The following is a 24,501-nucleotide window of genomic DNA, read 5'->3' as shown; positions in this document are numbered from 1 at the left end:
AGAAAAACATATTAAGGCTAATTAAGGATAGGTGGAGTTTCGAGAAACAAACAAAAACCTCGTTTCTCTAAAGGAAAAAGAGAAACGAGGTTTCATTATCACTGTTACATTGGGAACAATCCGAAGAGTTCAGCGTCGATTTGATCCGTCACTTTGCGGAAATCCTCAGGATTTTCCTCAAAGTGCAAGTTGTCGCCATCAACGATGATCAGCTTCCCCTTATACCCCTTGATCCATTCCTCGTAGCGGTCGTTGAGCCCCTGCAGATAATCAATACGAATACTCTTCTCGAAGTCACGTCCACGCTTCTCGATATGACTCACGAGTGTAGGGATGCTGCTTCGGATATAGATCATCAGGTCGGGCAGTTTCACCAAACTGATCATCAGGTCGAAGAGATCAGTATAGTTTGCGAAGTCACGGTCGCTCATCAGTCCCTTGTCATGCAGGTTGGGTGCGAAAATCTTAGCGTCCTCGAAGATAGTACGGTCCTGGATGATGGTTTCCTTGTTCTGTGCAATTTCCACCACGTCGTGGAAGCGCTTGTTCAGGAAATAGATCTGCAGGTTGAACGACCATCTTTTCATGTCCTCGTAGTAGTCAGCGAGGTAAGGGTTGTTGTCCACAGGTTCGAAGTTAGGCTTCCAACCGTAACGTTTACTGAGTAGTTTGGTGAGCGTAGTCTTTCCGCTTCCTATGTTGCCTGCTATAGCTATATGCATTTCTTTATTTATTTTTTATGATGGTTATTATTTATCTTTCCTCCTCCTCCTTCGAGAAGAGTCCGAAGAGTTGCGAGTCTATTCTGTCGACGATTTCGCCAAACTCCCTGGGGTTGTGTTCGAAGTCGAGGTTATCCACCTCTATGACCAGCACCTTCCCCTTATACTTCTTGTATATAAACTCATCGTACAGGTTGTTGATGCCCTGCAGATAGTCGATGGGCATCTGCTGCTCGTAGTCGCGTCCCCGCTTCTGAATGTTCTTAACTAAGTGCGGAACCGAAGCTCTCAGATACACCATGAGTTCAGGCATTTTGATCACCTTCATCATCGAGTCGAAGAGTCCCATATAGGTATCGTAGTCCCGCTCGTCCATGTTCCCCATATTCTTGTTGTTGGTAGCGAAAACATACACGCCCTCAAAGATGGTCCTGTCCTGTATGATGGTCTCCTTGCTCTTTTCAATCTCCAACAGGTTTTTGAAGCGCTGTTTCAGGAAATACACCTCCAGATTGAGCGCCCATCTCGAGATGTCCTTGTAGTAGTCGTCGATGTATGGGTTATCATCTACAGGCTCCAGAAATTTCTTCCATCCATAATGCTTTGCGAGCATATTGGTGAGTGTCGTCTTTCCGCTGCCGATGTTGCCAGCTATTGCTATGTACATGTTATGTTGTTATAAGTATATTATCAATCCGTTGTTATGATTCTTTCGTAAACTGCTCCACGAATTGGTCTTCCGTGATGATAGGAATGCCCAACTGCTGCGCCTTCCTGTTCTTGGTACTTGCCGAGGCAGCATCGTTGTTGATCAGGAAGGACGTGCTCTTGCTCACACTTCCCGTCACCTTACCGCCCTGTTGCTCGATGTAAGCCTTCAGCTCGTTGCGGTTCTTGTAGTGGTGCACGTCGCCCGTCACCACGAAGGTCAGTCCCTCGCACATCGAGCCTTTCTCTTGAGGCTCCTCCTCCCTGATGTCGAGTTCCTTCAGGAGTCGCTGCACCTTACCGAAGTTCTTGTCGTCGCGGAAGAAGCCGATAAACTTGGCACTCTTCTCCGGACCGATACCCTCAATGCTTGCCAGCTCGTCGTCGAAGAGAGCAGTGCGTGCCACCTCGATGAGCTTTGCCACCGGGTATTCAGCCAGCAGTCTCTTCGCCACATCTCCGCCACACAGCGGAATGTTGAGCGCATAGAGCAGATGACGACCGTTGGTGGTACGGCTCTTCTCGATGCTTTCCAAGAGGTTGTGCACCGACTTGCGGCCGAACCCCTCGAAGGTTGCAATCTGGTGGCTGTATTGCGACAGATGATAGAAGTCGGCATATTCGTGGATGAAACCGCAGTTGATAAATCGCGAAACCGTCTGTTCCGAGATACCCTCGATGTTGATGCCTTCCTTGCTCACGAATCGCGAGAACTTCTTCAGCTGCTTGGCCGTACAGTCGGGGTTGGTGCAGTGCAGCGTCTTCGTGCCGCTCTCACTCTCCGTCACCACCGCCTGTGCACCACATACAGGGCACACCTCAGGCACCTCGAGCACACCCACCTTCTCTGTGATGCGAATCACCTTCGGTATAATCTTGTTGGCCTTGATTACCTGCAGACGCGTACCCTTGCCCCCGATGCCCAGTCGCTCACACTCACTGATGTTACAGAGCGAGGCACGCTGCACGGTAGTACCCTCCAACTCCACAGGCGTGAAGACAGCCACGGGCGAAATCGTATTGGCGGCACACGACCATTCAATGTGGTCCAGAGTAGTGTCGGCATGCGTGTCCTGCCATTTAAAGGCATAGCCCGCACGCGTAGCATGATGGCCTGTCACCGACCCCGTAGCAGCATACGCCGTATCATCATAGGCAATCACCAGACCGTCGACAGGGAAGGGGAACACCTTGTTCGTCACCTTGTGGGTGAAGAGGTCCACCATCGCCTGGATATTCTCAGCAGTAGGGTGGTCGATGCGTTCGCGCTCCACGGGGTTGAAGCCCAGCGAAACCAGGAAGTCCATCCTCTCGCCCCACGAAGTGATGTCGTGCTCCGTATATACTAAGGTAAAGGGAATCCACTGCAGATGTCGTGGCTTCACCTCCTCGATGTCCTTCAGGGCCAGCGACCCCGAAGCCAGGTTGCGTGGATTAGCATAGTCGCCCTCCGTCTCCAACACAAATCGTTCGAAGTCAGGATAGGAGATTACCGCCTCGCCACGAATCACCAAGTGTCCCTTCTCGTCTATCTGTTGAGGAATACCCGCGATGGCAGGCGTCAGATGAGTGATGTTGGTACCGATATGTCCGTTGCCACGAGTCACCACCTTAGTCAGCCTACCGTTGTCGTAGGTCACGACGAGAGTCAGACCGTCCAGTTTCCACGACAGCCAGATACACCTTCCGTCAGCCCATTTCACCAGTTCAGCCACACTCTTCGTCTTGGCAAGCGACAGGGCAGGGAACTCATGTTCCTCCTTCTGTCCCGCCACGTTGTCTTCCGACACCTTGGCAGTAGGCGAGTCGGGCAGGGTGATCCCCGTTTCCTCCTCCATCAGTTTCAGCCGGTCGAACAGAGCGTCCCATTCGTAGTCGCTCATCAGTTCCCCCTTACCGTTATAGTAAGCCTCCGAGGCCTGGTTCAGTTTATCCACCCATTGCCTCATCAGCATTTCTTGCTGTGTCATATATATATTAATATTTATCTTACTTTTTCAAGTATGGAAGTTCGATAAGTTAAAGAAGCTTCCCCGGTTAGCAAAAGTAAAGTTTCCATTGTTTTTGCAAAAATAGGAAATAGTTTTCAATTAGCCAAACATTCTTACTCTTTTCACTGATTTCTTAATAAATATTTGGCAGTCTCATAGAAAAGCCATACCTTTGTCGAGTCTAAGAATATCAATTCAAATAACACAAAGACATATGTTCCGACTGAAGACATTAACGATATTAGGCAGCAAGGCCGAGCTATCCACCCTCCCCGAGGGCAAGCTGCTCATCAATACGATCAACGCCCATTCCTACAACACAGCCCTGAAGGATCCCCTCTTTGCCGAGGCCCTGTCGTGTGGCGACGTACTCATCCCCGACGGAGTGAGCATCGTGAAAGCCTGCCGATGGATAGGAGCGAAGTCGCAGCCTCGTGAGCGCATCGCAGGCTGGGATCTCTTCTACTATGAGATGAACCGTCTTGAACGTGAGAGTGAAGCATCAACCGCCAAAGGCGAAAGTCCTAAGACAGTGATGTTTATTGGAAGCTCCCAGAAAGTACTCGACCTGATAGTGAAGCGAGCCGCCGAGGTATATCCCCATCTCAAGGTAGCCACCTATTCACCCCCTTACAAGCCCGAGTTCACCGACGAGGACAACCGCGCCATCATCACCGCCATCCACGCCTCCAATCCCGACCTACTTTGGATAGGCATGACAGCTCCGAAGCAAGAGAAGTGGACCTATTCCCACTGGTCAGAGCTCGACATCCACTGTCATGTAGGCACCATCGGAGCCGTCTTCGACTTCTTTGCCGGCACTGTAGCGCGTGCCCCCTTATGGTGGCAGAACCATGGTCTCGAATGGCTCTACCGTCTCCTGAAAGAGCCCCGCCGCATGTGGCGTCGTTACATCCTCGGCAACACCCTCTTCCTCAAGAACATGTTGACCGAGAAACTCTCCAAATAACCCTTGGCAGCAATCACCAGCCCTCAGTAAGCAAGCATCGAGTGAGCACTCAGCAAGCATCCAGCATCGAGCAAGCAGCCAGTATTGAGCAAGCAGCCAGCCAGCATCAAGCACTCAGCAAGCAGCAAGCATCGAGTATCGGTCAAGCAACCCGCAACCAAGTCCTTGAGTGAAAGCGGGTTCATCCCCGCACAAAAAAACCGCAGCTCCGCTGCTGGCGAAGACCTCTGATGGTCCGCCAACCATAGAATGAAATGGTTACGAGCGACGAGGAGGAGCGGTTTCCTCTTCTTCCCTGAGGGGAGAAGACCGAGATGAGAGGTGGACCCTCCCTTAAGGGTAAGGGAGGACTGGTGGGTTTTCGAGAAAATCACTATTATGTCAAGAAAAAGCAAATATAAATGCAAGAAATGCGGCTACGCCACGGACATATATGAAGGCCGTGGCTTCATGGGCCAACACATAGAAGCCATGACCTGCCCCGACTGCCACAACATAGTCCCCCTTGTTGTAGGCGGCGTCATAGGAGATGCCGCCCCCAGCTTCAACTCCCTTGTAGGCAGACTCTGTCTCCGTTGCGGTTCCGACCGCATACACCTTTGGGATCACCACACCTGCCCCCGTTGTGGAGGCGAGATGCAACCCACTGGTGACTCCGAATTTTGGACGTAAGAAGCATTAAGGTTAGGTGTCATTAAGTGTCCGAAGTTTGAAAGAGCTCGACTTGGCTGCTGCGGATGTGGGGGTAGTTAGTGCGTTGCTCGTTTCTTGAAAATTATCACGCTATGAGTTATAGAACCGCAGCACAGACCTTGCGGAACCAATCGAGCTTCTTGCCACTCATTTCTGCTATAGACATATTCTCTTTGTTGACATCTTCTGGTTCAAATTCGTAATAAGAATCTTCGGCAGGGAGATAGTCTTCTGGAAGATCTTCTATAGAGTGTGCCTGGAAATTGTGATGTTTTCCTTCTATATCTATATCTACAGTATATACTATGTCATCTAATGGCGAACTCAGTACATTGCGCAAAGTCAACTCTTTCTTGATGTATTTTTGTATCATGTCGTAATCGATTCTGATGAACATCCAGCGATTGTCCGTATCATCTTGGTCAATCCAATAGAAGAGATAGTTGTCGCCGTTGTTTGTTACATAGTGCGACAACAGTGCCCCATCAAAATAGATGAGATCGGCTACTTTCTTGAATTTATCGAAGTTTCGGCTCTTTATTCCAATCCCCTTTATTGTTTTCATAATTTGTCCTCCTCTAATTTAAATGTTTTAGATAAGTCGCATAATGGAAACTCAAATAAGTTATAATGCCCATTACTTACTGGTATTGTAATGTTGCCATCGTTGTTAGTTACGATTCCAGAAGAAATTCTATCACCTATAGCTTTGTATATGTTCCTCATATTTTTAGCAAGTAACTGATAGAACTTAATAGCTTTATCTTTTTCAGTAAAGCAAGACAAGGCATAACCGCCTATATCGACTTTTCTCTGCCCATTCATAATGGCACGTTGAGGCTTCATGATGTAGTTGGGTATGTAACTTTTGGACATATCTGTACTGAAAACGAATCTGTATCCTTTCAAATCGTTTGGTTTTACAACTTCGGGCATCTTTAGTCCTTGTTGTACCAATGCGTCTATTTCTGCTTGATACTTATATGTTTCCATCTGTCTATGTTTAATTCTGCATGCAAAAATAAGTAATATTTTTCTCTTATGCAAGTTTTTGGCATTTTCTTTTGTATTTTCATGGATAATTAGAAGTCTTTATGACATTTGAATGTATGAAAGAGATTGTATTCGGGGCATTAAGGGTCATTTTTAATAATATTCGATTTTGGTATATCCGAATAAAGAATATAAATTTGTACAATTAAATTTTAAGTCATATGGATAAGAGCATACATTCTCGTTTATATCACCAGGTAGTAGCCCGCTTGCGTAGTAAGCGTGAGGAAAAGGGTGTAACACAAACGCAACTTGCTGAATTGCTGAATGTTAAACAGGCATTTATTAGCAAGATAGAGATATGTGAGCGCCGTCTTGATATCATAGAACTTCATAGCATTTGTCAGGTTCTTGGCGTATCCTTTGTCGACTTTATGCAGGAAGTTGATAGGGATATTCTGAGCAAAGCCGAAGGAAAATGATTAAAAGAGTTTAAAAGAATACTCCTTAACGTAAAACAATTACATAACTATAAACAATGGAACAATGTGATAATTATGAAATCTTTGATGATTTCAAACCTGCTGAAGAACAGAATAGTTTTATTAACGATGCTATTTCTAATGTAATAGAGAAAGAGCTATCTGAAGTAGAGCAGTTTAAGGAAGATTTTGACGAACAACTCTTGATGGCTGATAATCCAAAGGATAATTTAACTCAAATTATTGTTGGATACATTCAAGGTTGTGGTGATGTAAATCAGGTTAATATCTGTTCTTATAAGTCTAAAAATGGAGTTGCGCTTGATGGTTGGGGCTTTAATGGTGATGAGGATCTTACTACGATAGACCTTTTTTTGACCATATATGTAGATCCTAATAATAGCACTAAGATTTCAGCCAATGAGTTGGATCGCCAGTTTAACTGGCTTCAGCGTTTCTATGATCAGTCTGTAAGTGGTACTATGTTGGGTAAATTTATGGATGATATTAAGAGCGATCTCTATCAGGTAGCAGATCTTATTCATAGTACAACCAAGATTGACCGCATAAGATTGTTCCTTCTTACTAATGCCATTGCGCCAGTAAACTATGAAAAAGATAATATTGAGATAGCTGATGGCACCTCTTGTGAATTCTATGTTTGGGATGCAAAGCGAATCATGCAACAAGATAATATCATATCAGGCAGAAATCCCATTGTAGTAGATTTTGAGGGTGATTATAATTGTACTTTGCCATGCATACAGATGCCTGATGTATCTGATAATGTGAAGTGTTATCTTTGTATCATTCCAGGTATGATTCTATCTCAGGTTTATCATAAATATCACCAACAGATACTGGAGATGAATGTCCGTACATTTCTTCAGTTCAAGGGTGCTTCCAACAAGGGAATCCGTAATACGCTGATAGGTCATACGGCGACGGCTGTTGAACGAAGGAAAGGAGTAGAAGATACTTTACCAGAACCTGATATGTTCTTTGCTTACAACAACGGTATTTCTGCTACCGCATCAGATGTAAAGCTGAATGAGGAAGGTACAGCAATTACTAAAATTAAGTCTTGGCAGATAGTTAATGGTGGCCAAACTACTGCTGCTATCAGTGCGGTTATGAGGATGAAAGATGTTGATTGTTCTCAATTAGCATCAGTATATGTAGCCATGAAGATTTCAGTAGTCAAGGACAAAGATAATTTGTCTGTGATTGTTCCGAAGATTTCAAGATTTGCAAATACGCAATCTGCAGTTAAGAAGTCAGACTTTAATATCAATGAAAGCTTCTTGGTGGAATTAGAACAGCAGTCAAGAGAAACTTGGGTACAAAATACAAATGGTAAACCTGTCTTCAAATGGTTCTTTGAACGTACTCGAGGCCAATATTTGGATAAGGCTAAACGTCAGAATTCCAGCAAGGCTGAAAAAGAATTCTATGCAGAATATCCAAAGAACCAAATGTTTGATAAAACGACTCTTTCAAAATTTGTCATGAGTTGGGAACAGGACCCTGCCAGCGTTTGTAAGGGAGGCGAGAATAACTATACAAAGTTTTTCGACAAGATGAAGCGCAATGGAGCTCAATTTGATAAGACTCGTTACCAGCGTACAATAGCAAAAGCCATTCTGTTCAAAGCAATAGATGCTTTATATGGAAAGGATGGGTTGGCATTACCAGGTTATAAGTCGAATATGGTTGCTTATTCGATGGCCCTGCTTTCATTTAATTCAAACAGATCGCTGAATCTTGATGCCATTTGGAATGAGCAATGTGTGATTAGTCCTTCTGTTTATAACGAGTTGCCGCTTGATATTTATAATGTGTATGCAAAACTTATTTGTGGTGCAGAACATATTACATACAAGATAAAGGAATCATATACAGATGGCAATGGCAGACGCAAAAACCGTTATGTGCCAAAAGAGATACCGCAGGAGGATATTGACCGTTTAAAATCAACAATGCTGTACAAAGTATTGCTTTATGTGAGAAAGATAGAACCGTTCATTTACAAACATTTAATAGATGTGGATGAGGGTAAGAATATCAACGAATGGACGAAGTCTTCACTTTGTTGGGATGCTCTTAAAACAAAATTTTCACAAGAAGGAGATCATTATAGAATACCTGTAGAAATCTTAGGTTGCACTGGCGATGTTGATGAGGAAATAACCGAAGGCCAAAAGAAAAAGATGGATGAAGCTAAAGAAGTCGCGCCCGAGAAATGGTTTGCTTTGAATAAATGGTCGAAAGAAAATCCTGGTGAATTGACACCTAAGGAGCAGGCTTTCATTGGTCAGGTGGCTTTCTCTTCAAAACGAGGCTGTGCATTGACATACAAGCAATCTAAATGGGCTCTCGATATTTACGAGAAAGCTGTGGATGCTGGTTGGAACGAAAAATAAAGAATTAAAATGATAACAGATAAAGACATATATCTTGACGAGGAAGTTGAGAAGGTGGAACCCTTCGAGCGCCCTGCCATCCGATTCTCTCATATTGAGTCGGATGATACGGGCTTGCGTCCTTACCAGGCGGAAATGAAACACAATGTTTATGGCCTTTGGGATAAGATAGACAATGTGATGCTTCAGATGCCTACTGGTACAGGAAAGACAATTGTCTTTACTTCTGTTGTTAAGGATATCTTGCGATGGTGCAACCTTCATAGTCGTGAATCTAAGATATTGATTGTTGCCCATCGTAGGGAACTGATAAGACAGGCAAGTAAGAAACTGGGGGATATTCCTCATGGAGTTATTGTAAGCGGAGAGAAACTGGATTTGGACAAGCCTATACAGGTTGCTTCTATCCAGACCTTAATGAGTCGTCGGCATTATGAGATAATGCGTCGGGTACAGTTCGATTTTATCATCATTGATGAGGCGCACCACTGCATGGCACCAGGATACCAGAAGCTTTGGGAGATGTTTCCCAATAGTAAAAAACTGGGCGTGACGGCTACTCCGTGGCGTATGAGCCATTGTGGTTTTACGGCTTTGTTTGGTGATATTGTATTGGCAAAGAGTATTGAATGGTTTGTCAATCACGGTTATCTTGCTAATTATGATTATATCAGCATTAAGCCCAATTCAGAGGTTCAACACGCTATCAACGGTATAGACCGTATAGGAGCCGACGGAGATTATTTGGATTCTGAGTTGAGTGCAGTGATTGACAAGGATAAGATACGTGCCGGTTTATATAAAAGCTACGAAAAATATGCCAAAGGAAAGAAGGGTATTATCTATGCCATCGACCGCAAGCATGCCAATCATATCTGTGAGTTGTATGCCACAAAGGGCGTTAGTGTCTGTATGATAGATGGTACAACTCCAACCGCTGAGCGTGAGCAAAAGATAGCAGACTTTGCCATTGGCAGTATAGAAGTCATTGTGAATGTCAACATCTTCTCAGAAGGCTTTGATTGTCCTAATATAGAGTTTATACAGTTGGCTCGACCAACCAAGTCGCTTTCGCTTTATCTCCAGCAGGTGGGTAGAGGTCTTCGAATATCGGAAGGCAAGGAGACTACGGTTATATTGGACAACGTAGGACTTTATAATCGTTTCGGTACTCCGATGGCAAACCGTCATTGGCGGTATCATTTCCTTGGTACTGATAATGAGGAGGGCTATAATGATGGTTCTGGTATTAAACGAGACTTTATTCTTGATTCTGATTCAGAATATGAGCCTGATTATTCAGAAGCAGATGAAGAAATGGTTGTTGTTGAGCATGCAGAAGGTAACGCTCAGGTAAGGCCTGATGCTGCTAATCAAGCTGCAAGCCTTTCGGAGTATAATGTATTTAGAAAGAATGGTTTGTATGGTGTCTGCAACCATAACAACAGGGTGATAGTTCCACCCATCTATGAAGAGATGCGCCCTTACTACAAAGGATATATTCCGTTTAAGCAAAATGGAAAGTGGGGTATCTTGATAGCAAATGGAACGGTTAAGGTTAAGCCGAAGTACTATAATATCGGTCCGTTCATCAATGATAGAGCTGTGGTGCAGAATACAGCTGACAGTGAGGAATATTATATTAATGGAAATTTAGAAAGGATTACTGAGTAATGTCTAAGAAAATATACAAGATAGTCGATTTGTTTGCAGGATGTGGAGGTTTGAGCTGTGGCTTGGAACAAGCAGGCTTTACACCATGGTTCGTAAATGAAATTATCGAAACGTTCTGTAACACATACAAAAGAAATCATAACCTGGATGATAGTCATTATTTCGTTGGCGACATTAACGAATTAAATGAGAATCTGGATGACTATAAAGAATATCTGGAAGATATAACGCTGGTATGTGGTGGACCTCCTTGTCAAGGATTTTCTATGGCAAATCGTCAGAGAATTCTGGATGATCCTCGTAATCAATTATATAAAGCCTATCTTTATTTTTTAAGCCAAGTGCGCCCCAAGTTCTTTATAATGGAGAATGTTAAAGGAATGTCTAAGAAGATAGAAGAGATAAAAGATGACTTTACTAAATATCTTGGTGCGGAATATCAGTTTGATTATAGACTCTTGAAAGCTCAGGATTTTGGTGTGCCTCAAAATAGAGAGCGTTTCATAATGATAGGCAATCGCGTTGGGGTAAATCCTAATGATATATTTGAAGAAATATCCAAACAGGGACGTTCACCGTTCGTTTTAAAGGATGTACTTGAAGGTTTACCACATCTTGAGTCAAGAAAAAGAATTGGAATAAATGAAGAGAACGAACAGTCTGGATTTACAGAACGAGAGTTTGTGTATCCAGAAACAGAATTTTACCATTTTATTAATGGATATAGACATATAGATAAATTATATAATCACAAGAATAGGTACAATAATCCTAGAGATATAGAAATTTATCGTCGTTTACCACAGGGAGCCAATTCTTTGCATGATTCAATAGCTGATATTATGCCATATTCACGAAGAAATAATATCTTCAAGGATAAGTATTTTAAATTGGATGAAACTCAGATATGTAAGACAATAACATCTCATATGAAGTTTGATTGTAATATGTATATTCATCCTTGGGAGGCACGAGGTCTAAGTCCACGTGAAGCTGCCAGAATCCAGACCTTTCCAGACGATTATGTGCTGACCGGAGCTCAGAATTTATGGTATGCTCAAGTGGGAAATGCTGTTCCTGTAAAACTGGCTAGAGCTATTGGCATGGGTATTATGAAATTTATTGTGACATGAGACATTTAGAACTATTTGCTGGTATTGGAGGATTTCGTCGAGCCATAGATTTGGTTGGACAAGATTATCATGTGCCTGTGATATGCGTTGGATTCTCTGAAATCGAGTCTAAAGCCGTCTTGACTTATAAAACCAATTATAATACCGAAGGTGAATTAGAATTAGGGGATATAGTTAATTTTACTTCTGATGAACGTAATGTTGTTGAGCTACCTGATTTTGATTTGTTAACTGGTGGCTTTCCTTGTCAGACATTTAGTATGATGGGAGCAATGGCTGGATTTCAAGAGGACCGGGGACAGATGTTTTTCCGAATAATGGATATTGTAAAGTTCAAACATCCTAAGTATATTTTGTTGGAGAACGTGAAGAATTTAATGATTCATGATCGTGGTAAAACAATTCGTAGGATATTGCAAGAATTGTCAGCGGAAGGATATATTGTTCATCATGATGTTTTCAATTCTGTTAATTATGGACTTCCTCAAGTGAGAAATAGAACACTTATTTTTGCACGAAGTTCGAAATACGGAGATTTTGAGTTTACAAATGAGTTGGTGTCTCAACATTTCAATTCATTAGAGCGGAATGATTGTTCTCTCTGTTTCTATAACAATACAATAGATGTGTTGGCAAAGAACGTTTCAGAGAAGTACTATTTGTCAAAGAGGATAAAACCAACCATTCTTAGTAATGGTAGCGGTAAGTTTAAATCGAATTCAGAAATCGATAAACTTGTAGCAAGAACCCTTACGGCTTCTATGCATAAAATGCATCGTGCATGTCAGGACAATTACTATAGTGATATGTTTATAGACAGCAAAGGTGAAATTAGACCTTCTACATGGATGTCAAAGGAAGAACTGGCAGAGATACCAATAAGAAGATTAACACCACAAGAAGCTTTTATGCTGCAAGGATTTCCTTCTTCATTTGCCTCTGATGCTAGCAAAGCTGGTGTGGCTGATGGTGCTTTATATAAGCAAGCTGGTAATGCGGTTAGTGTTAATACTATCTATGCGGTTTTATCTTATTTGATTGATAATAACATAATGAGAATGTAATTATGGGAATGGTAAAGAAAATTCGGCGTCAAGACAGTGGGTGGAAGCAAACCGCTGGATGTTCTGGGGAGACGAGTATTAATTTGAGTAGTGAAATATTCGACTATCTTTCCTATGGCATGGTAGATTCTGGTGAAGAATGTGGAATAACTTTTCGCATTTATAAGAAGGACTATGTTGATGCTTTAAGTTTTATTGAGTCTCAGCTTCCTCTGTATAGAAGTACATCTAGAGAAAGTATAAAAATAGAAGTAGGGAATCCTATCTTTGAAAAACTCTTATGTGCCATAGATAGTTTCTTTGGCAATAATGATTTTAAGGAGTATACTGTTACTTTGTATCGAAGAAAGGATGGAAGGATTTATTTAAAAAACTTGAAGCAAAAAGGGTTTACGATTCGTGATTTCCTAGTTGAATTTTCTTCTGCTTTAGATTTCGAAATGGTAGATGATTGCTTTGAATTGAGATTGATACCGTTTTACATTTAACAAAAAAAAATATGATAACATTATATAAAGAATATTCGATTGGCGTTAAAAAACTCTCTGATGCAGAGTTGAATAGAGATAACTCTCCTAGTGGTCAAACTCACATAGGACTTTCTGAGAAGGTTTTAACCTATCTGCCAAATACTCCAGAACAGCAGGATGGTATTCTTGTTGTAAATCAGTCATGTTCTTTTGTGGAGTGTGCGTTTAGCAAGATAGGTAATAAGAGAAGTACTAAGATTGATTCTCAAACTAGTACACCTGTAAAGTCTGTTGTTAAGCAAATTAGAAATATTGCTTCTAACGCAAATGTAGGATGGTATCTTGTGTGGTTCGCATTGGAAAACCAGACTCCTGTATTCTGGCTTCTAAATGAAAAGTCTGAGGATTATTTGGGTTTGGAGGATATTTTCGAAAATAGCCAATCTTTATCTGTATATACAGCATCAAAGGAAGAATATTTTAGATTGCTGACAAAAATTCGTTCTTTCAAAAAATTGCTTGCTATAATAGATTCAACGTATGATACATCGCACGAGAATAGACTTATTTCAATATCTAAAGAACATAGAACTTTTGTACATTTATGTTTGGATTATTTTCGTATGATGGGAGAGTTGGACAAAATGCTCCCCTATTTTAATACAAAAGAATCTAATGTGCCTGTCTCTATTAAAAAAGATGGTGCATATAAGTTGCAGAATATGTTTATGTTTGCCGACATAACGGAAATAAATACTCGTAATTCGACAGATAATGGAAGAAGATGGTACACAGATCCATTCTTTGTTGATGGAAGAGAAATGTATCTTTATGTAGATTGGTTTCCTGGAAAAGATTCAAAAGGAAAAGATACCCAGTTGATGGTTCCAGATTTTGTCAAGTTTGTATCTGATTGCTTTGGCAAAAAATATGTGTATCGCAATGCTCAAGGAACTCATGAGATGTGGGAGATTAATAATCCGGAAAGTTTTGAGACCATACAAAATGTAAATGGTGAAGAAACTTCTGACTATATCAATTTCAAACATCTCCTGGAGTATTTCTGTGCCCATCTTCAGTATGTCGTAACTGGTGATGAAACAGTAAAAGGCTACGAGGAATATCTGAAGCCATTTATAAAGAATAATTCTTTTAGAAAGTCAGGACAAGGATACAAGGGTGATAATATCCAAAAGCAGATAGAGCCATGGGAGCAATATTCTGCTGGTAGAATTTGTATCGCTGTACATGGACAGGGTCCTAAAGGAAATGCCGCTTATCTACATTGGGATAGTACAGGGCATAATGTGCTTGCCAACTGGAATGGTGATACTATCATTTCTCTGAAACTGGTAGAATATTTTGAACCTTCTAAAGAGAGAATCACTAAAGATACTATGTCTTTGGATGAACTTGGCTTATATGATGGTCAGGAACCGAATGAGAATCTCAAAAAGTTCTATGACGCATTTGTTGAATTGTTGAAAAATGATTCAACTATGCCATTGGAAGAGGACGAGGATAGCCCCCTGGAGTTTGGAGATTTCACCCCTCGCCAAATCATCTATTATGGTGCTCCTGGTACAGGTAAATCGCATACCATCAAAAAGGAAGAGGATGAAGGTAAGATTACCTGCATCCGTACTACCTTCCACCCTGATAGCGACTATGCCACATTTGTAGGCTGCTACAAGCCACATAAGATAAACGGCACAAAGGATTTGACTTATGAGTTTGTGGAGCAGGCTTTTTTGGAGGCTTACAAACAGGCTTGGATGAACCCAAAGGAGGAAATCGCCCTGGTAATCGAGGAGATAAATCGTGGTAACAGTGCCCAGGTGTTTGGTGATATCTTCCAGCTGCTGGATAGAAGCGACGACGGATGGAGTACTTATCCTATCAAGGCTGATACGGATATAGCAGAACATCTGGAAGAACTTCATATCCCTGGGTATGCTGCGACAATGAATCAGAGATTTGGCTTGGATAAGGAGGGTAACGATAGATATCCTGATAGGAATTGGTTTGGCTTTATGGCCCTGCCACCTAACATGAGTATTCTTGCTACCATGAACACCAGCGACCAGAGTCTTTTCCCAATTGATTCTGCCTTCAAGCGCCGCTGGGACTGGAAGTACATCAAGATTAAGCCTGGTAAGAATGAGAACGGGGAGAAGTTAGACTGGAACATCCAGATAGAGGATGCGAACGGAGAACCTGTGAAGATAATAGGTGAGAGCACGAAGCTCCCTTGGTGGGAATTTATCCAGAAGGTGAATGTAATCATCGCTTCCATGACCTCCAGCGCCGATAAGCAGCTGGGCTATTTCTTCTGCAAGCCATCTAAGAAGGCTAATGAGACAGACGAGAAACCTACCATCATTACGGCTGATACATTGGTGGGCAAGGTGATATTCTATCTTTGGAACGATGTCTTCAAAGACTATGGCTTTGAAGATGCTTCGCTCTTCACTTATCAGAAAGACGTGGAGGGAAAGAATATGGAGAGAGACCTGGCTTTTGCCGATTTCTACGATGAAGAAGGAGAAAAAGTAAATACAGAAAGACTGGTAGACTTTCTGCAGAGAGTGATGAACTGGCAAAACAATAAATCTGAAAACGAATAATGTATATTCTATTTGAGGAACATCAGTACGACAGTGCTAAAGTAGAAAACATATTGAAGGACATTTACGTGCTGCAGGATGTGGACAAGAAGGTAAGCGTACAGTATGTGGGCTATTTTTACAATCCACAGTTGAGAGACTGTGTCTTTATTTTACCTAAGGTCCTTTTAAAAGATGATCCTCAAAAGAAAACAGAAGTGCTGGCAGGTGTGACACTGGAGAATGGAGAAACTGTAAGTCCGGAACAGGTGCTGACACCTGAAGACCAGAAAAAACTGAGCCGAGAATATCGTAAATTCATCTACGAATTTTCGGTCTGGGTTTACCGTGCTCTGAGTGTGTTCTACAAGGCTAATCCTGATAGTAAGGCTATTCTTTATAAGCATATTACCCGATCAGGGAAAGGCAAGCGACAGCACACGAATACCTATCTCGATATTGTTCTTTCGCTGATTAGGTTTAATCAGGAGAACCGTGATTTCGTACTCTTTACCGTCAAGAATCTGCACCGTGGCAACAATAAAATAAACTGGACAAAAACCATCAGTCATTCTTCTGCCTTCATGCAGAAGAACGGAGCGCCTGTATATTTGAAACTTGTCAATAAGAAACGTATCGTGAACTATGAGGAGGAGCTGTTTGTCATTTACTATAGTATTTTGAATTATCTTAATGAAGAATATGGCTTCCAGACGCCTATCAATATCCAGTATGAGCTGATTACAGGTAAGCAGTTTAGGGAATATCTTAAGGGTATGGGTAAGATGAGACTCATGCAGATCAAGTATAAATATTTCTCAGATATGGCTCTCCAACTTTGGGATTTATGTTATGCGTTCTTCGAGAACTCTTATCGTATTGCCATCAATGCGCATGCTCAGGAATACATACTTGCCAAGAGTTTCAATGTAGTATTTGAAGCCATGATAGATGATTTGATAGGTACTCCGCACAGTAATATACCAAAGGGGCTTGCAGACCAAAGTGACGGTAAGCGTGTGGATCATCTTTATACAGACTTGGCATTGACTTCGAATGATGAACAGGCCAACAGGGAAGTTTACTATATTGGTGACAGTAAATACTACAAGAATGGGCATCCCCTTACGTCAGAGTCTATATATAAGCAATATACTTATGCAAGAAATGTAATACAATGGAACATCAATCTGTTCCTTTCGGATGAAACTGCTTTTGACGACAAAGATAGAGAAAACAGAGCCAAGGACAGAGAGAGCTTCAAGGATATTCATTTGCAGGATACTGGTGCAACAGAGGGTTATGATGTGATTCCTAATTTCTTTATCAGTGGTTTTGTATATGATGATCACAGATATAATGCTGGTGATAAGAATATACGCAAACATTATAATGGTAAGGGAGAGCATTGTACTACTGTTTCATACCAGTTCCCAGACAGACTCTTTGACCGTGATACACTTTTTCTATCGCAATATGATGTGAATTTCCTGTATGTGCTTTTTCTTTATGCACGCAACAAAGCTAACGAAAAAGCACAGTGGAAACGAAATGTTAGAGACATTTTCCGAAACGAGATTAGAGAGGTGATACAGAAAGAGTACTGCATCTATGCCATGAGAGCAAAATTGGGAATAGACGGAGAACTGTATATGCAGAAACATTTCTATGAGTTAAATGGTAGAGTGTTTAAGCCTTATGGTGAGGATAGAGAAGTCTATTTTGCTTATGCACGTCCATATGCCAAATGGAAAGAGACAGAAGAACAGTTTAATGAACTTAAGGAAGATTTCATAATAGAAGAATGTAATATGGGTAAAGATCCCCAAAAAGTGTTACAGCCTTCGGTAGAGAAAGAGTTAAAACAGCCTATGGTTTCACCACAATGGCTTACTGTACATTATTTGGAACGTGATCTGAGCCGAGGTATTCTTGTAGGCTATTATAAATCTGAGCAGCATCTGCAATGGATTCTTGGAAACAATGACAAAGGAAGCTTGGTTTATAATGTGCGCTTGAAACTTAAAGACGATGAAGTTCGAGATGGTGCTCATTCTGCGTATTTTTATGAAAAACAGAATGTCTGTTTTGTGATTCTATACACTGATGGAGTGGAAGAAACAGGCGAATATCGTGTGTTTCATGTCAAGGATACCGCAGGCAGAGTGACAGAGGAGAGGATGCGTAAATCTTGGTATCCAATGGAGACTGCCGAAGGAACAGAAGTGGTAAATCGTAATTATTTCTTTTATCGACTTGACGAGGAGGTTAATATTGGAAAGATAGATATCAGAAAATTGCTTGCTGATTTAAGGACTTCCCATCTAACGAAGTTTAAGAGTTATGTTCCTGGAGAACCTCTGTTTACAACAGCAGAAATACTGAAGGAATATAGAAAATAATTTTATATCGTAAGATTTATATCCAATGTCAGACCGCTTGACCATACAACAACGCCACAACAACATGGCGGCAATTAAAGGCAAGAACACCAAGCCGGAGATGGTGGTGCGGAAATACTTGTGGAGCAGGGGGTTCAGGTACAGGGTGAATAACCCGAGGCTGCCTGGACACCCAGACATCGTATTGCGCAAATACCATACGTGCATCTTCGTGAATGGATGCTTCTGGCATGGTCATGAGGGGTGCAAATACTACAGGGTGCCGAAGACGAATACGGAGTTCTGGGAGAGGAAAATCTCACGCAACAGGGAGAGAGACCGGGAAGAACAGAAACAGCTGGCAAGGATGGGGTGGCACTGCATCACCATCTGGGAGTGTGAACTGAAAGGGGAGAGGAGAGAGAAGACACTCGAGTCGCTGGAGTACACGCTCAACCATATCTTTATCCAGGACAGGGACCTGAGATACAGGCTGCCGGAAAGGGAGGACATGGGTATGGCTGCGGAAGAGAATGTTTTATTATTCTAATGTTATTTTGTCATAGTTTTTGGCTATGACAAAATAATATTTTTTCTTAAAAGAGGAGGATTTTATTTAGAAAATCAACCTGTCCTTTTTTAGCCATAATAAGGGGGGCGAAAACCCACCAGTCCTCCCTTACCCTTAAGGGAGGGTCCACCTCTCATCTCGGTCTTCTCCCCTCAGGGAAGAAGAGGAAACCGCCCTACTCGGTGCTCAAACCGCTTCGCTATAAGGTTGGCGGACCATCAGAGGTCTTCGCCAGCAGCGGAGCTGCATTTTGCGGTATGCGACCGCATGGATACAAATCGCTTACGGGCTGCTTGCTGGGTTCTTGCTTACGGTTTGCTCGATGCTGGCTTGGTACTCATTCCAGTTTGCTTGATACTTGCTTGCTCGAAACTTGATTGCTGCTGATGGGTGCTTGTTGATGCAGGAATTACTGCTGGACTTCTTGCCAATCTATGAGGCCTTTGCCTTTATCGTCGAGCTCAAGGCCTAATCCGATGACCTGACGGCTGTCTGCAAGGAAAGGTTCCAGATACTGGCGGTCGAAAATCTGATGAGTGGCAGCAGACTTGCCTCCGTTGTTTCGCAATTTCAATTCTATTACGTAGATATAACGGGAGGTCTGTACTGTCATGTCGATTCTACCTGTGGAAATCATTTTCTCTACTTCTACCTTTAGTCCAATGGCATTGAGGATGGTACTGATAATGAGACGATAACGCTCTTCCATGTCCATGGAGGCGAGTTTCTTATTGCTGTACGGCACGTCGGCTATCAAGGCCTTCAGGGTCTTCATTGCCTCGTTTGTCTCGCCTGTCCCTAATTGGGCGTACAGATTGGCTTGGAGCGATTGGAGGTCGCTCTCTGAACGGAGGGCGAGGGATGGGAGAACCTGGTCGTAAAGGGCTTGTTTCACCTCTTCGTTGGGGAAGCCAAGTGTATAGCCAAACTCGTCGTATTTCTTGATGGTGAGGTAGCCTGACTGGTAAAGGAACAGCTCGGCACCTCCTGCACTGACATCAGATGTCTCTAAGGTGTTTCGCATGATACGGCAATTCTCGAAGTTCTTCAATCGAAGCTCCATGTTGTCGACAAATTTCGGTATCAGCGAGGTGGCCCCTGATGCTGCCCAGTAATTGCTGAGCTCTTGTGTGCTCAATGCGTTGATCAGGCTATAGGGGTTGTAGATGTCTGTCATATTGCGGCGGCTGAAATGGTAGCCGTCATAATAGGCTTTCAACTTGTCGTGAGTTTCCTGAAGTGTCCAGTTGTTGACTTCGCCCATTTTCTCCAGCTCTGGCTTGAAGTTTGTTAATATTTCTTCTTCTGTGATGCCACAGATGGTTGCATATTCTGGCAGGAAACTGATGTTGGTCAAATTGTTGAGCACGGAGAAAAGTGAAATCTGCGTGAACTTTGTGATGCCCGTGATGAAGACAAACTTTTCGTATTCGTCGCAGGCCTTCAGTACTGCAAAGACATCGCGATAGACTTCGGTGCAGGCTTTGTGATGTTCCGTCTTCCATGAATGTTGCAGCGGTGAATCGTATTCGTCGATGAGAATGACTACCTTGTTGCCGGTTTTGTTGTATGCACCTTCAATGATGTTTTGGAATCTTACGGCAAGAGAGCTATCCTGCCGCACAGCAATGTTATATTCCGATTCAAGGTTGTGAAAAACATTGTCAAGATAACTCCACACTCTTTTCGGTTCGGCTCCTGCCAGACTCATATCGAGACGGATGACAAGATATTGTTTCCATTCTTTCTCTAACTGCATGATTTTCAGTCCCTCGAAGAGTTCTTTTCTCCCTTCGAAGTACATCTGTAGTGTGTTGATAAGAATTGACTTGCCGAAACGGCGGGGACGGCTCAGGTAGTTGTACTTTTTGCCATGATTCGCCAAATGCCAGATGAGGTCGCTCTTGTCTACATAAAGATAACCTTCTTCTCTGATTTCTTTGAACGATTGAATGCCTGTCGGCAGCTTTCTGTTGCTGATGTCTGTCATATTTGGTTCTCCTTGATTAATAATGCAAAGATAATGCAAATGAGCGCCATGAAAGATTTTCTTTCAAATTGCCGAGTGCAGCTTATCTTTTGCAAAGATAATGCAAATGAGCGCAATGAAAGATTTACTTTCAAATTGCCGAGTGCAGCTTATCTTCTGCAAAGATAATGCAAATGAGCGCAATGAAAGGTTTACTTTCAAATTGCCGAGTGCAGCTTATCTTCTGCAAAGATAATGTTTTCATGTGATATATGCAAAAAGATTGGCTTAATTTTGATAAAAAAGCCTCCGACTCTCACGAGCGGGAGGCATGATAAAAGAAAAAATGTATGAAGTTAAGGGAGTTAAGGAGTTTCAGATGTGGAAATGGATTTCCTTGAGCCATTTGCGGGTGTCGAAACAGGGACAGGCCTTGCGGACGCCGGGGAGGTCGCAGTGACCGAGGATCTCGGCATCGGGGAAGTCGACGCAGAGGCTGCGGAGCAATTCTTCCATGGTGATCTTCTGAGCTTCGGTACGGGTGTCGGCAGGACGACCCTTGGCATCGAGTCCGCCTTCGTAGCAGATGCCTATGCTGTTCTTGTTGAAGTGGAGGGCGTGGGCGCCTACTTCGTTCTCGGGTCGGCAGGGGTAGAGGGTGCCATCGCGGGTGATGTAGTAGTGATAGCCGACGCTGCTATAGCCACGGGCTTTATGGCAGGCTTCGAGCTGCTCGATGGTGAATCTCTGGGTGACTCTCGTCGCGCTGCAATGCAGCACGAGGAGAGAGATGTTACGATGGTTTTTCATTGTCGTTAGATTTATTTGGTTAACAAACGATGGGGTGGTTCGTCTACATTCTGCCGCAGCTGGTGACGCAGAAGGCGCCGGCAATGGCGGTGAGAACGGTGATGACGAAGTTGATGATGTTTTTTAATGTTTCTTTTTTCATAATGGTTTAATTTTTTAATGGTTAATGTTTTTTCGAGGAGTTAAGGGAGTTAAGACATTACTCTCCTTCGCCGCCGGTATTCTCGCCGCCTGATGGGTTGCTGCCTGTGCCTCCTGAAGGGTTGCTGCCTGTGCCTCCGCCTGTGGTGCCGCCTGGCTTCGTGGTGGAAGAGGTGACGAGGATGTCGGCTGCATCTTTGAGGTTGGCGTCGAGATCAAGACGGCTGTTGGTGAGCTTGCCTGTGGCACGGGCACGGAGCTTGACACCCTCTATGTTCTTTGCCACGGTGAAGGACTCCTTCGTGTCGGCTCCCTTCTTGGGTCGGATGCCAATGGAGAAAATGGCGAGGTCGTCGATCTTCACGGAGTAGCCGCTGAGGACGAGTTCCTTGACGCACTTCACCATGTCGGTGAGGATGCCGCGTACGGCTCCTGCCGAGAAGGGTGTGTTGTGGCTCGACATGTGCTCGGCGAGTTGGTTGATGCTGATGGTTGCGGTGACTGCAGGACGGGCATAGTACTTGCCGTACGTTCCTGGGAACTTTTTGTTGTTGTTTTTTACTAACTTGTAGAGAATCATTGTTCTTTTAGATTTTGGTTAATGTATTACTTTAGTGCACTAAGTTCATTCTCTCTGAATGACAATGCAAAGATACGATGATTTTATTTGGCAATGATGCCAAATAAAACATGTCATGAGAAATGGTGCCAAACGATGCGAAATGATGCTTTTTGATTGCATCATTTCGCAAAATCCACCAGTCCTCCCTTAGCCTTAATGAGGGATTTTTTCTAAAGCCCACCTGATTTCCTTAGTATTAATGAGTTTTTTTTCGAAAACCCACCAGTCCTCCCTTACCCTTAAGGGAGGGTCCACCTCTCATCTCGGTCTTCTCCCCTCAGGGAAGAAGAGGAAACCGCTCCTTCTCGTCGCTCGTAACCATTTCATTCTATGGTTGGCGGACCATCAGAGGTCTCGCCAGCAGCGGAGCTGCGGTTTTTTGTGCGGGGATAAACCCGCTTTCACTCAAGGACTTGCTTAGGGGCTGCATGGTAGATGCTTAGGGACTGTTTGGTAGATGCTTAGGGGGCTGCTTGATGATGCTGTGACAACACAAAACGTCCTGAAAATCTCCCCATTTGCAAAAGTGGAGTAAAAAAATGCTGAGATTCTTTGCTTTTTCAGAAAAGAAATCGTATTTTTGCAGCAATAAAAAAGATTTTATTATGGATGTAACAATACAATCGGTCAATTTACAACTTCCGAGTTCAGACATTCAGTTTTTGAAGGAATTGGCTAACAGGATGGGATGGAAAACCAGTACTGTAAACTCAGAAACTTCCAAGACAGAGTTGGACAAGGCCATTCTTGATGTTAAGAAGGGAAACGTGAAAAACTTCGACACATTAGAGGAAATGATGAACTATTTAGATGCTTAAAAATGTATAAGTTACAACTCTCTGGAAGATTTAAGAAATCGTACAAGAAGTGTATCAAACGAGGATATAACAAGTCTTTGTTTGAGGAAGTTGTGACTATTTTAATGAAAGGAGAACAATTACCTGCAAAATACAAAAATCACCCATTGCATGGCAATTATGAAGGTTGGAATGATTGTCATATACTTCCTGATTGGATTTTAGTCTGGAAATACAATCATGACGAGTTAATCCTTTGCTTGCTTGATACAGGAACTCATTCTGATCTGTTTTAGCAAATTTACAGCAATAGCATTTATGAATTTGGCAAAGCTGCATAAGTAATTCACTCAAGTTTCATATGTTCAGAAGTTAAAGGTGTTAAGACAACAGCCCCTAAGCGATTCGTGTCCATGCGGTCGCATACCGCAAACCGCAGCTCTGCTGCTGGCGAAGACCTCTGATGGTCCGCCAACCTTATAGCGAAGCGGTTTGAGCACCGAGTAGGGCGGTTGACACATCCCCTGTCCCCTGAGGGGAAAGGGGCTTGGGGAAAGCGGTGGACCCTCCCTTAAGGGTAAGGGAGGACTGGTGGGTTTTCGAAAAATCCCTCATTAATGTTAAGGAAATCCAGGTGGGTTTTCGAAAAAATCCATCATTATGGCAAAAGAAAGACAGGAGTAGTTTCGAAAGAATCCTTATGGCAAGAGAAGATAGACGGGAGTAGTTTCGGACAGTTCTTTGCAAAGAGCTGTAGCAGCATGAGCTGCTACAGCATGCTTCAGGGTTCATCAAGGTACTGAAAGATGAGATCTACTTGCTGTCGGCTGTAGAAATGGGAGTTTTTCGCTACGTTGCACCGTTGCAGTGCGACGTAGAGTTCGGGAATGTTTTTGATCCAACGTGAGAGTCGGTTGACTGCGACCTTTGGGGTCGAATTGGGGAAGTAGAGCATGGCAAGCTCTGCTTTTTCGTATAGTCTGATTTGCATTTTTATTAATGGTTTTTGTTTATTTTTTTGGGGGGTAAGGGAGATGTTCAGGAGTTAAGGGAGTTAAGGAGTTAAGACAACAGCCTTATTGTTTGTATATTTAGCTGTAAAGCATATGGCTTTAGCTTCTTAAACTTCCCTATTTGCGAAAGTTGAGTTAGATGAATTTTAAAGCTTTTGCCCTTTACCTTTCCGCTATGCGCCGGTGACCGTTGGTTCTGGGCGCCTTGCCGATTGCCATTATACCCAGGGCGCTGCCCTGGGCTAAGAGCTTCTGCCCCTTCAGGGCG

At 42.9% G+C, this 24,501-nt stretch carries 24 protein-coding genes; 13 read left to right on the top strand and 11 right to left on the bottom strand.

Features of this window, described 5'->3' with window-relative positions:
* Positions 1–104 precede the first annotated feature (104 nt).
* The 3 genes from F7D20_RS00170 to ligA are packed head-to-tail and all read right to left on the bottom strand — an operon-like array spanning position 105 to position 3,400.
* A complete protein-coding gene (locus F7D20_RS00170; RefSeq protein ID WP_022253019.1) occupies positions 105–722 on the bottom strand; it encodes a deoxynucleoside kinase in 618 nt (205 codons plus the stop codon).
* 31 nt (positions 723–753) lie between these two features.
* Positions 754–1,389 (bottom strand): deoxynucleoside kinase, encoded by a 636-nt coding sequence (locus tag F7D20_RS00165; RefSeq protein WP_158462270.1) that lies wholly within the window; start codon positions 1,387–1,389, stop codon positions 754–756.
* A 34-nt stretch (positions 1,390–1,423) separates the two neighbouring features.
* Complete coding sequence (gene ligA / locus F7D20_RS00160) at positions 1,424–3,400, bottom strand: NAD-dependent DNA ligase LigA (RefSeq protein WP_158462269.1); 1,977 nt, start codon at positions 3,398–3,400, stop codon at positions 1,424–1,426.
* Positions 3,401–3,635: 235 nt separating this feature from the next.
* Between ligA and F7D20_RS00155 the strand changes: the two genes are divergently transcribed.
* Positions 3,636–4,391, top strand: a complete 756-nt coding sequence (locus F7D20_RS00155) for a WecB/TagA/CpsF family glycosyltransferase (protein ID WP_158462268.1) — start codon at positions 3,636–3,638, stop codon at positions 4,389–4,391.
* Positions 4,392–4,414: 23 nt separating this feature from the next.
* Here F7D20_RS00155 and F7D20_RS00150 read toward each other — a convergent pair whose 3' ends face one another.
* The gene (locus F7D20_RS00150; protein WP_158462267.1) at positions 4,415–4,576 is read right to left on the bottom strand and encodes a hypothetical protein; all 162 of its coding nucleotides are present in this window, start codon (positions 4,574–4,576) and stop codon (positions 4,415–4,417) included.
* A 193-nt stretch (positions 4,577–4,769) separates the two neighbouring features.
* Between F7D20_RS00150 and F7D20_RS00145 the strand changes: the two genes are divergently transcribed.
* Positions 4,770–5,063, top strand: a complete 294-nt coding sequence (locus F7D20_RS00145) for a hypothetical protein (RefSeq protein WP_022253023.1) — start codon at positions 4,770–4,772, stop codon at positions 5,061–5,063.
* 118 nt (positions 5,064–5,181) lie between these two features.
* Here the strand turns inward: F7D20_RS00145 and F7D20_RS00140 are convergent, their stop codons facing one another.
* Entirely contained in the window at positions 5,182–5,649 is a 468-nt protein-coding gene (locus F7D20_RS00140) for a DUF6575 domain-containing protein (RefSeq protein ID WP_158462266.1), read from the bottom strand.
* Positions 5,646–6,077, bottom strand: a complete 432-nt coding sequence (locus F7D20_RS00135) for a hypothetical protein (protein WP_158462265.1) — start codon at positions 6,075–6,077, stop codon at positions 5,646–5,648. Before F7D20_RS00135 ends, F7D20_RS00140 begins: the two co-directional genes overlap by 4 nt.
* Before the next feature lie 221 nt (positions 6,078–6,298).
* Here F7D20_RS00135 and F7D20_RS00130 point away from each other — a divergent pair, with 221 nt between their 5' ends.
* From F7D20_RS00130 to F7D20_RS00090, 9 genes are all read left to right on the top strand, one after another.
* On the top strand, positions 6,299–6,559 hold the full coding sequence (locus F7D20_RS00130; protein ID WP_158462264.1) for a helix-turn-helix domain-containing protein: 261 nt from the start codon (positions 6,299–6,301) through the stop codon (positions 6,557–6,559).
* 56 nt (positions 6,560–6,615) lie between these two features.
* Complete coding sequence (locus tag F7D20_RS00125; protein WP_158462263.1) at positions 6,616–8,982, top strand: AIPR family protein; 2,367 nt, start codon at positions 6,616–6,618, stop codon at positions 8,980–8,982.
* Between the two features lie 9 nt (positions 8,983–8,991).
* A complete protein-coding gene (locus F7D20_RS00120) occupies positions 8,992–10,656 on the top strand; it encodes a DEAD/DEAH box helicase family protein (protein WP_158462262.1) in 1,665 nt (554 codons plus the stop codon).
* Complete coding sequence (locus F7D20_RS00115) at positions 10,656–11,789, top strand: DNA cytosine methyltransferase (RefSeq protein WP_158462261.1); 1,134 nt, start codon at positions 10,656–10,658, stop codon at positions 11,787–11,789. The genes F7D20_RS00120 and F7D20_RS00115 overlap by 1 nt, the downstream gene beginning before the upstream one ends.
* Complete coding sequence (gene dcm / locus F7D20_RS00110; RefSeq protein ID WP_158462260.1) at positions 11,786–12,853, top strand: DNA (cytosine-5-)-methyltransferase; 1,068 nt, start codon at positions 11,786–11,788, stop codon at positions 12,851–12,853. Before F7D20_RS00115 ends, dcm begins: the two co-directional genes overlap by 4 nt.
* 2 nt (positions 12,854–12,855) lie before the next feature.
* Positions 12,856–13,341, top strand: a complete 486-nt coding sequence (locus F7D20_RS00105; RefSeq protein ID WP_118116405.1) for a hypothetical protein — start codon at positions 12,856–12,858, stop codon at positions 13,339–13,341.
* A gap of 626 nt (positions 13,342–13,967) precedes the next feature.
* The gene (locus F7D20_RS00100) at positions 13,968–15,950 is read left to right on the top strand and encodes an AAA family ATPase (RefSeq protein WP_228114049.1); all 1,983 of its coding nucleotides are present in this window, start codon (positions 13,968–13,970) and stop codon (positions 15,948–15,950) included.
* Positions 15,950–18,331 (top strand): restriction endonuclease, encoded by a 2,382-nt coding sequence (locus tag F7D20_RS00095; protein WP_158462258.1) that lies wholly within the window; start codon positions 15,950–15,952, stop codon positions 18,329–18,331. Before F7D20_RS00100 ends, F7D20_RS00095 begins: the two co-directional genes overlap by 1 nt.
* Positions 18,332–18,356: 25 nt before the next feature.
* Positions 18,357–18,860, top strand: a complete 504-nt coding sequence (locus F7D20_RS00090) for a very short patch repair endonuclease (protein WP_158462257.1) — start codon at positions 18,357–18,359, stop codon at positions 18,858–18,860.
* 430 nt (positions 18,861–19,290) lie between these two features.
* Here the strand turns inward: F7D20_RS00090 and F7D20_RS00085 are convergent, their stop codons facing one another.
* The 4 genes from F7D20_RS00085 to F7D20_RS00070 all read right to left on the bottom strand — a co-directional run bounded on the left by F7D20_RS00085 (position 19,291) and on the right by F7D20_RS00070 (position 22,381).
* Positions 19,291–20,871, bottom strand: coding sequence for an ATP-binding protein (locus F7D20_RS00085; protein WP_158462256.1), 1,581 nt, complete (start codon positions 20,869–20,871; stop codon positions 19,291–19,293).
* A gap of 354 nt (positions 20,872–21,225) precedes the next feature.
* Positions 21,226–21,660 carry an N-acetylmuramoyl-L-alanine amidase gene (locus F7D20_RS00080; protein ID WP_158462282.1) on the bottom strand — a complete coding sequence of 145 codons (435 nt, stop codon included), beginning with the start codon at positions 21,658–21,660 and terminating at the stop codon, positions 21,226–21,228.
* 43 nt (positions 21,661–21,703) lie between these two features.
* A complete protein-coding gene (locus F7D20_RS00075) occupies positions 21,704–21,802 on the bottom strand; it encodes a smalltalk protein (protein WP_158462255.1) in 99 nt (32 codons plus the stop codon).
* Between the two features lie 57 nt (positions 21,803–21,859).
* Positions 21,860–22,381, bottom strand: coding sequence for a DNA-binding protein (locus tag F7D20_RS00070; RefSeq protein ID WP_158462254.1), 522 nt, complete (start codon positions 22,379–22,381; stop codon positions 21,860–21,862).
* A 647-nt stretch (positions 22,382–23,028) separates the two neighbouring features.
* On the opposite strand from F7D20_RS00070, the gene F7D20_RS00065 reads away from it, so the two are divergent.
* Together F7D20_RS00065 and F7D20_RS00060 are read left to right on the top strand one after the other, a co-directional pair.
* Positions 23,029–23,241: a hypothetical protein gene (locus tag F7D20_RS00065; protein ID WP_158462253.1), complete on the top strand. Its 213-nt coding sequence runs from the start codon at positions 23,029–23,031 to the stop codon at positions 23,239–23,241.
* Between the two features lie 2 nt (positions 23,242–23,243).
* Positions 23,244–23,516 (top strand): type II toxin-antitoxin system YafQ family toxin, encoded by a 273-nt coding sequence (locus tag F7D20_RS00060; protein ID WP_158462252.1) that lies wholly within the window; start codon positions 23,244–23,246, stop codon positions 23,514–23,516.
* A 485-nt stretch (positions 23,517–24,001) separates the two neighbouring features.
* Here F7D20_RS00060 and F7D20_RS13185 read toward each other — a convergent pair whose 3' ends face one another.
* Positions 24,002–24,211: a DUF4248 domain-containing protein gene (locus F7D20_RS13185; protein ID WP_158462251.1), complete on the bottom strand. Its 210-nt coding sequence runs from the start codon at positions 24,209–24,211 to the stop codon at positions 24,002–24,004.
* Positions 24,212–24,501: the final 290 nt, after the last annotated feature.

It is taken from the genome of Segatella copri (assembly GCF_009495355.1).
GTDB lineage: Bacteria > Bacteroidota > Bacteroidia > Bacteroidales > Bacteroidaceae > Prevotella.
Note: the sequence above shows the minus strand (reverse complement) of the source record. Positions and strands in the feature narration are given on the sequence as shown.

What these genes read in the sequence shown, in the direction of transcription:
- F7D20_RS00135 (WP_158462265.1), bottom strand. Translation starts at nt 6,077, where the DNA reads ATGGAAACATATAAGTATCAAGCAGAAATAGACGCATTGGTACAACAA.
- F7D20_RS00085 (WP_158462256.1), bottom strand. Translation starts at nt 20,871, where the DNA reads ATGACAGACATCAGCAACAGAAAGCTGCCGACAGGCATTCAATCGTTC.
- F7D20_RS00090 (WP_158462257.1), top strand. Translation starts at nt 18,357, where the DNA reads ATGTCAGACCGCTTGACCATACAACAACGCCACAACAACATGGCGGCA.
- F7D20_RS00150 (WP_158462267.1), bottom strand. Translation starts at nt 4,576, where the DNA reads ATGAACCCGCTTTCACTCAAGGACTTGGTTGCGGGTTGCTTGACCGAT.
- F7D20_RS00155 (WP_158462268.1), top strand. Translation starts at nt 3,636, where the DNA reads ATGTTCCGACTGAAGACATTAACGATATTAGGCAGCAAGGCCGAGCTA.
- F7D20_RS00070 (WP_158462254.1), bottom strand. Translation starts at nt 22,381, where the DNA reads ATGATTCTCTACAAGTTAGTAAAAAACAACAACAAAAAGTTCCCAGGA.
- F7D20_RS00145 (WP_022253023.1), top strand. Translation starts at nt 4,770, where the DNA reads ATGTCAAGAAAAAGCAAATATAAATGCAAGAAATGCGGCTACGCCACG.
- F7D20_RS00080 (WP_158462282.1), bottom strand. Translation starts at nt 21,660, where the DNA reads ATGAAAAACCATCGTAACATCTCTCTCCTCGTGCTGCATTGCAGCGCG.
- F7D20_RS00060 (WP_158462252.1), top strand. Translation starts at nt 23,244, where the DNA reads ATGTATAAGTTACAACTCTCTGGAAGATTTAAGAAATCGTACAAGAAG.
- F7D20_RS00125 (WP_158462263.1), top strand. Translation starts at nt 6,616, where the DNA reads ATGGAACAATGTGATAATTATGAAATCTTTGATGATTTCAAACCTGCT.
- F7D20_RS00115 (WP_158462261.1), top strand. Translation starts at nt 10,656, where the DNA reads ATGTCTAAGAAAATATACAAGATAGTCGATTTGTTTGCAGGATGTGGA.
- F7D20_RS00165 (WP_158462270.1), bottom strand. Translation starts at nt 1,389, where the DNA reads ATGTACATAGCAATAGCTGGCAACATCGGCAGCGGAAAGACGACACTC.
- F7D20_RS00100 (WP_228114049.1), top strand. Translation starts at nt 13,968, where the DNA reads ATGCTCCCCTATTTTAATACAAAAGAATCTAATGTGCCTGTCTCTATT.
- F7D20_RS13185 (WP_158462251.1), bottom strand. Translation starts at nt 24,211, where the DNA reads ATGCAAATCAGACTATACGAAAAAGCAGAGCTTGCCATGCTCTACTTC.
- F7D20_RS00120 (WP_158462262.1), top strand. Translation starts at nt 8,992, where the DNA reads ATGATAACAGATAAAGACATATATCTTGACGAGGAAGTTGAGAAGGTG.
- F7D20_RS00095 (WP_158462258.1), top strand. Translation starts at nt 15,950, where the DNA reads ATGTATATTCTATTTGAGGAACATCAGTACGACAGTGCTAAAGTAGAA.
- F7D20_RS00065 (WP_158462253.1), top strand. Translation starts at nt 23,029, where the DNA reads ATGGATGTAACAATACAATCGGTCAATTTACAACTTCCGAGTTCAGAC.
- ligA (WP_158462269.1), bottom strand. Translation starts at nt 3,400, where the DNA reads ATGACACAGCAAGAAATGCTGATGAGGCAATGGGTGGATAAACTGAAC.
- dcm (WP_158462260.1), top strand. Translation starts at nt 11,786, where the DNA reads ATGAGACATTTAGAACTATTTGCTGGTATTGGAGGATTTCGTCGAGCC.
- F7D20_RS00130 (WP_158462264.1), top strand. Translation starts at nt 6,299, where the DNA reads ATGGATAAGAGCATACATTCTCGTTTATATCACCAGGTAGTAGCCCGC.
- F7D20_RS00075 (WP_158462255.1), bottom strand. Translation starts at nt 21,802, where the DNA reads ATGAAAAAAGAAACATTAAAAAACATCATCAACTTCGTCATCACCGTT.
- F7D20_RS00105 (WP_118116405.1), top strand. Translation starts at nt 12,856, where the DNA reads ATGGGAATGGTAAAGAAAATTCGGCGTCAAGACAGTGGGTGGAAGCAA.
- F7D20_RS00170 (WP_022253019.1), bottom strand. Translation starts at nt 722, where the DNA reads ATGCATATAGCTATAGCAGGCAACATAGGAAGCGGAAAGACTACGCTC.
- F7D20_RS00140 (WP_158462266.1), bottom strand. Translation starts at nt 5,649, where the DNA reads ATGAAAACAATAAAGGGGATTGGAATAAAGAGCCGAAACTTCGATAAA.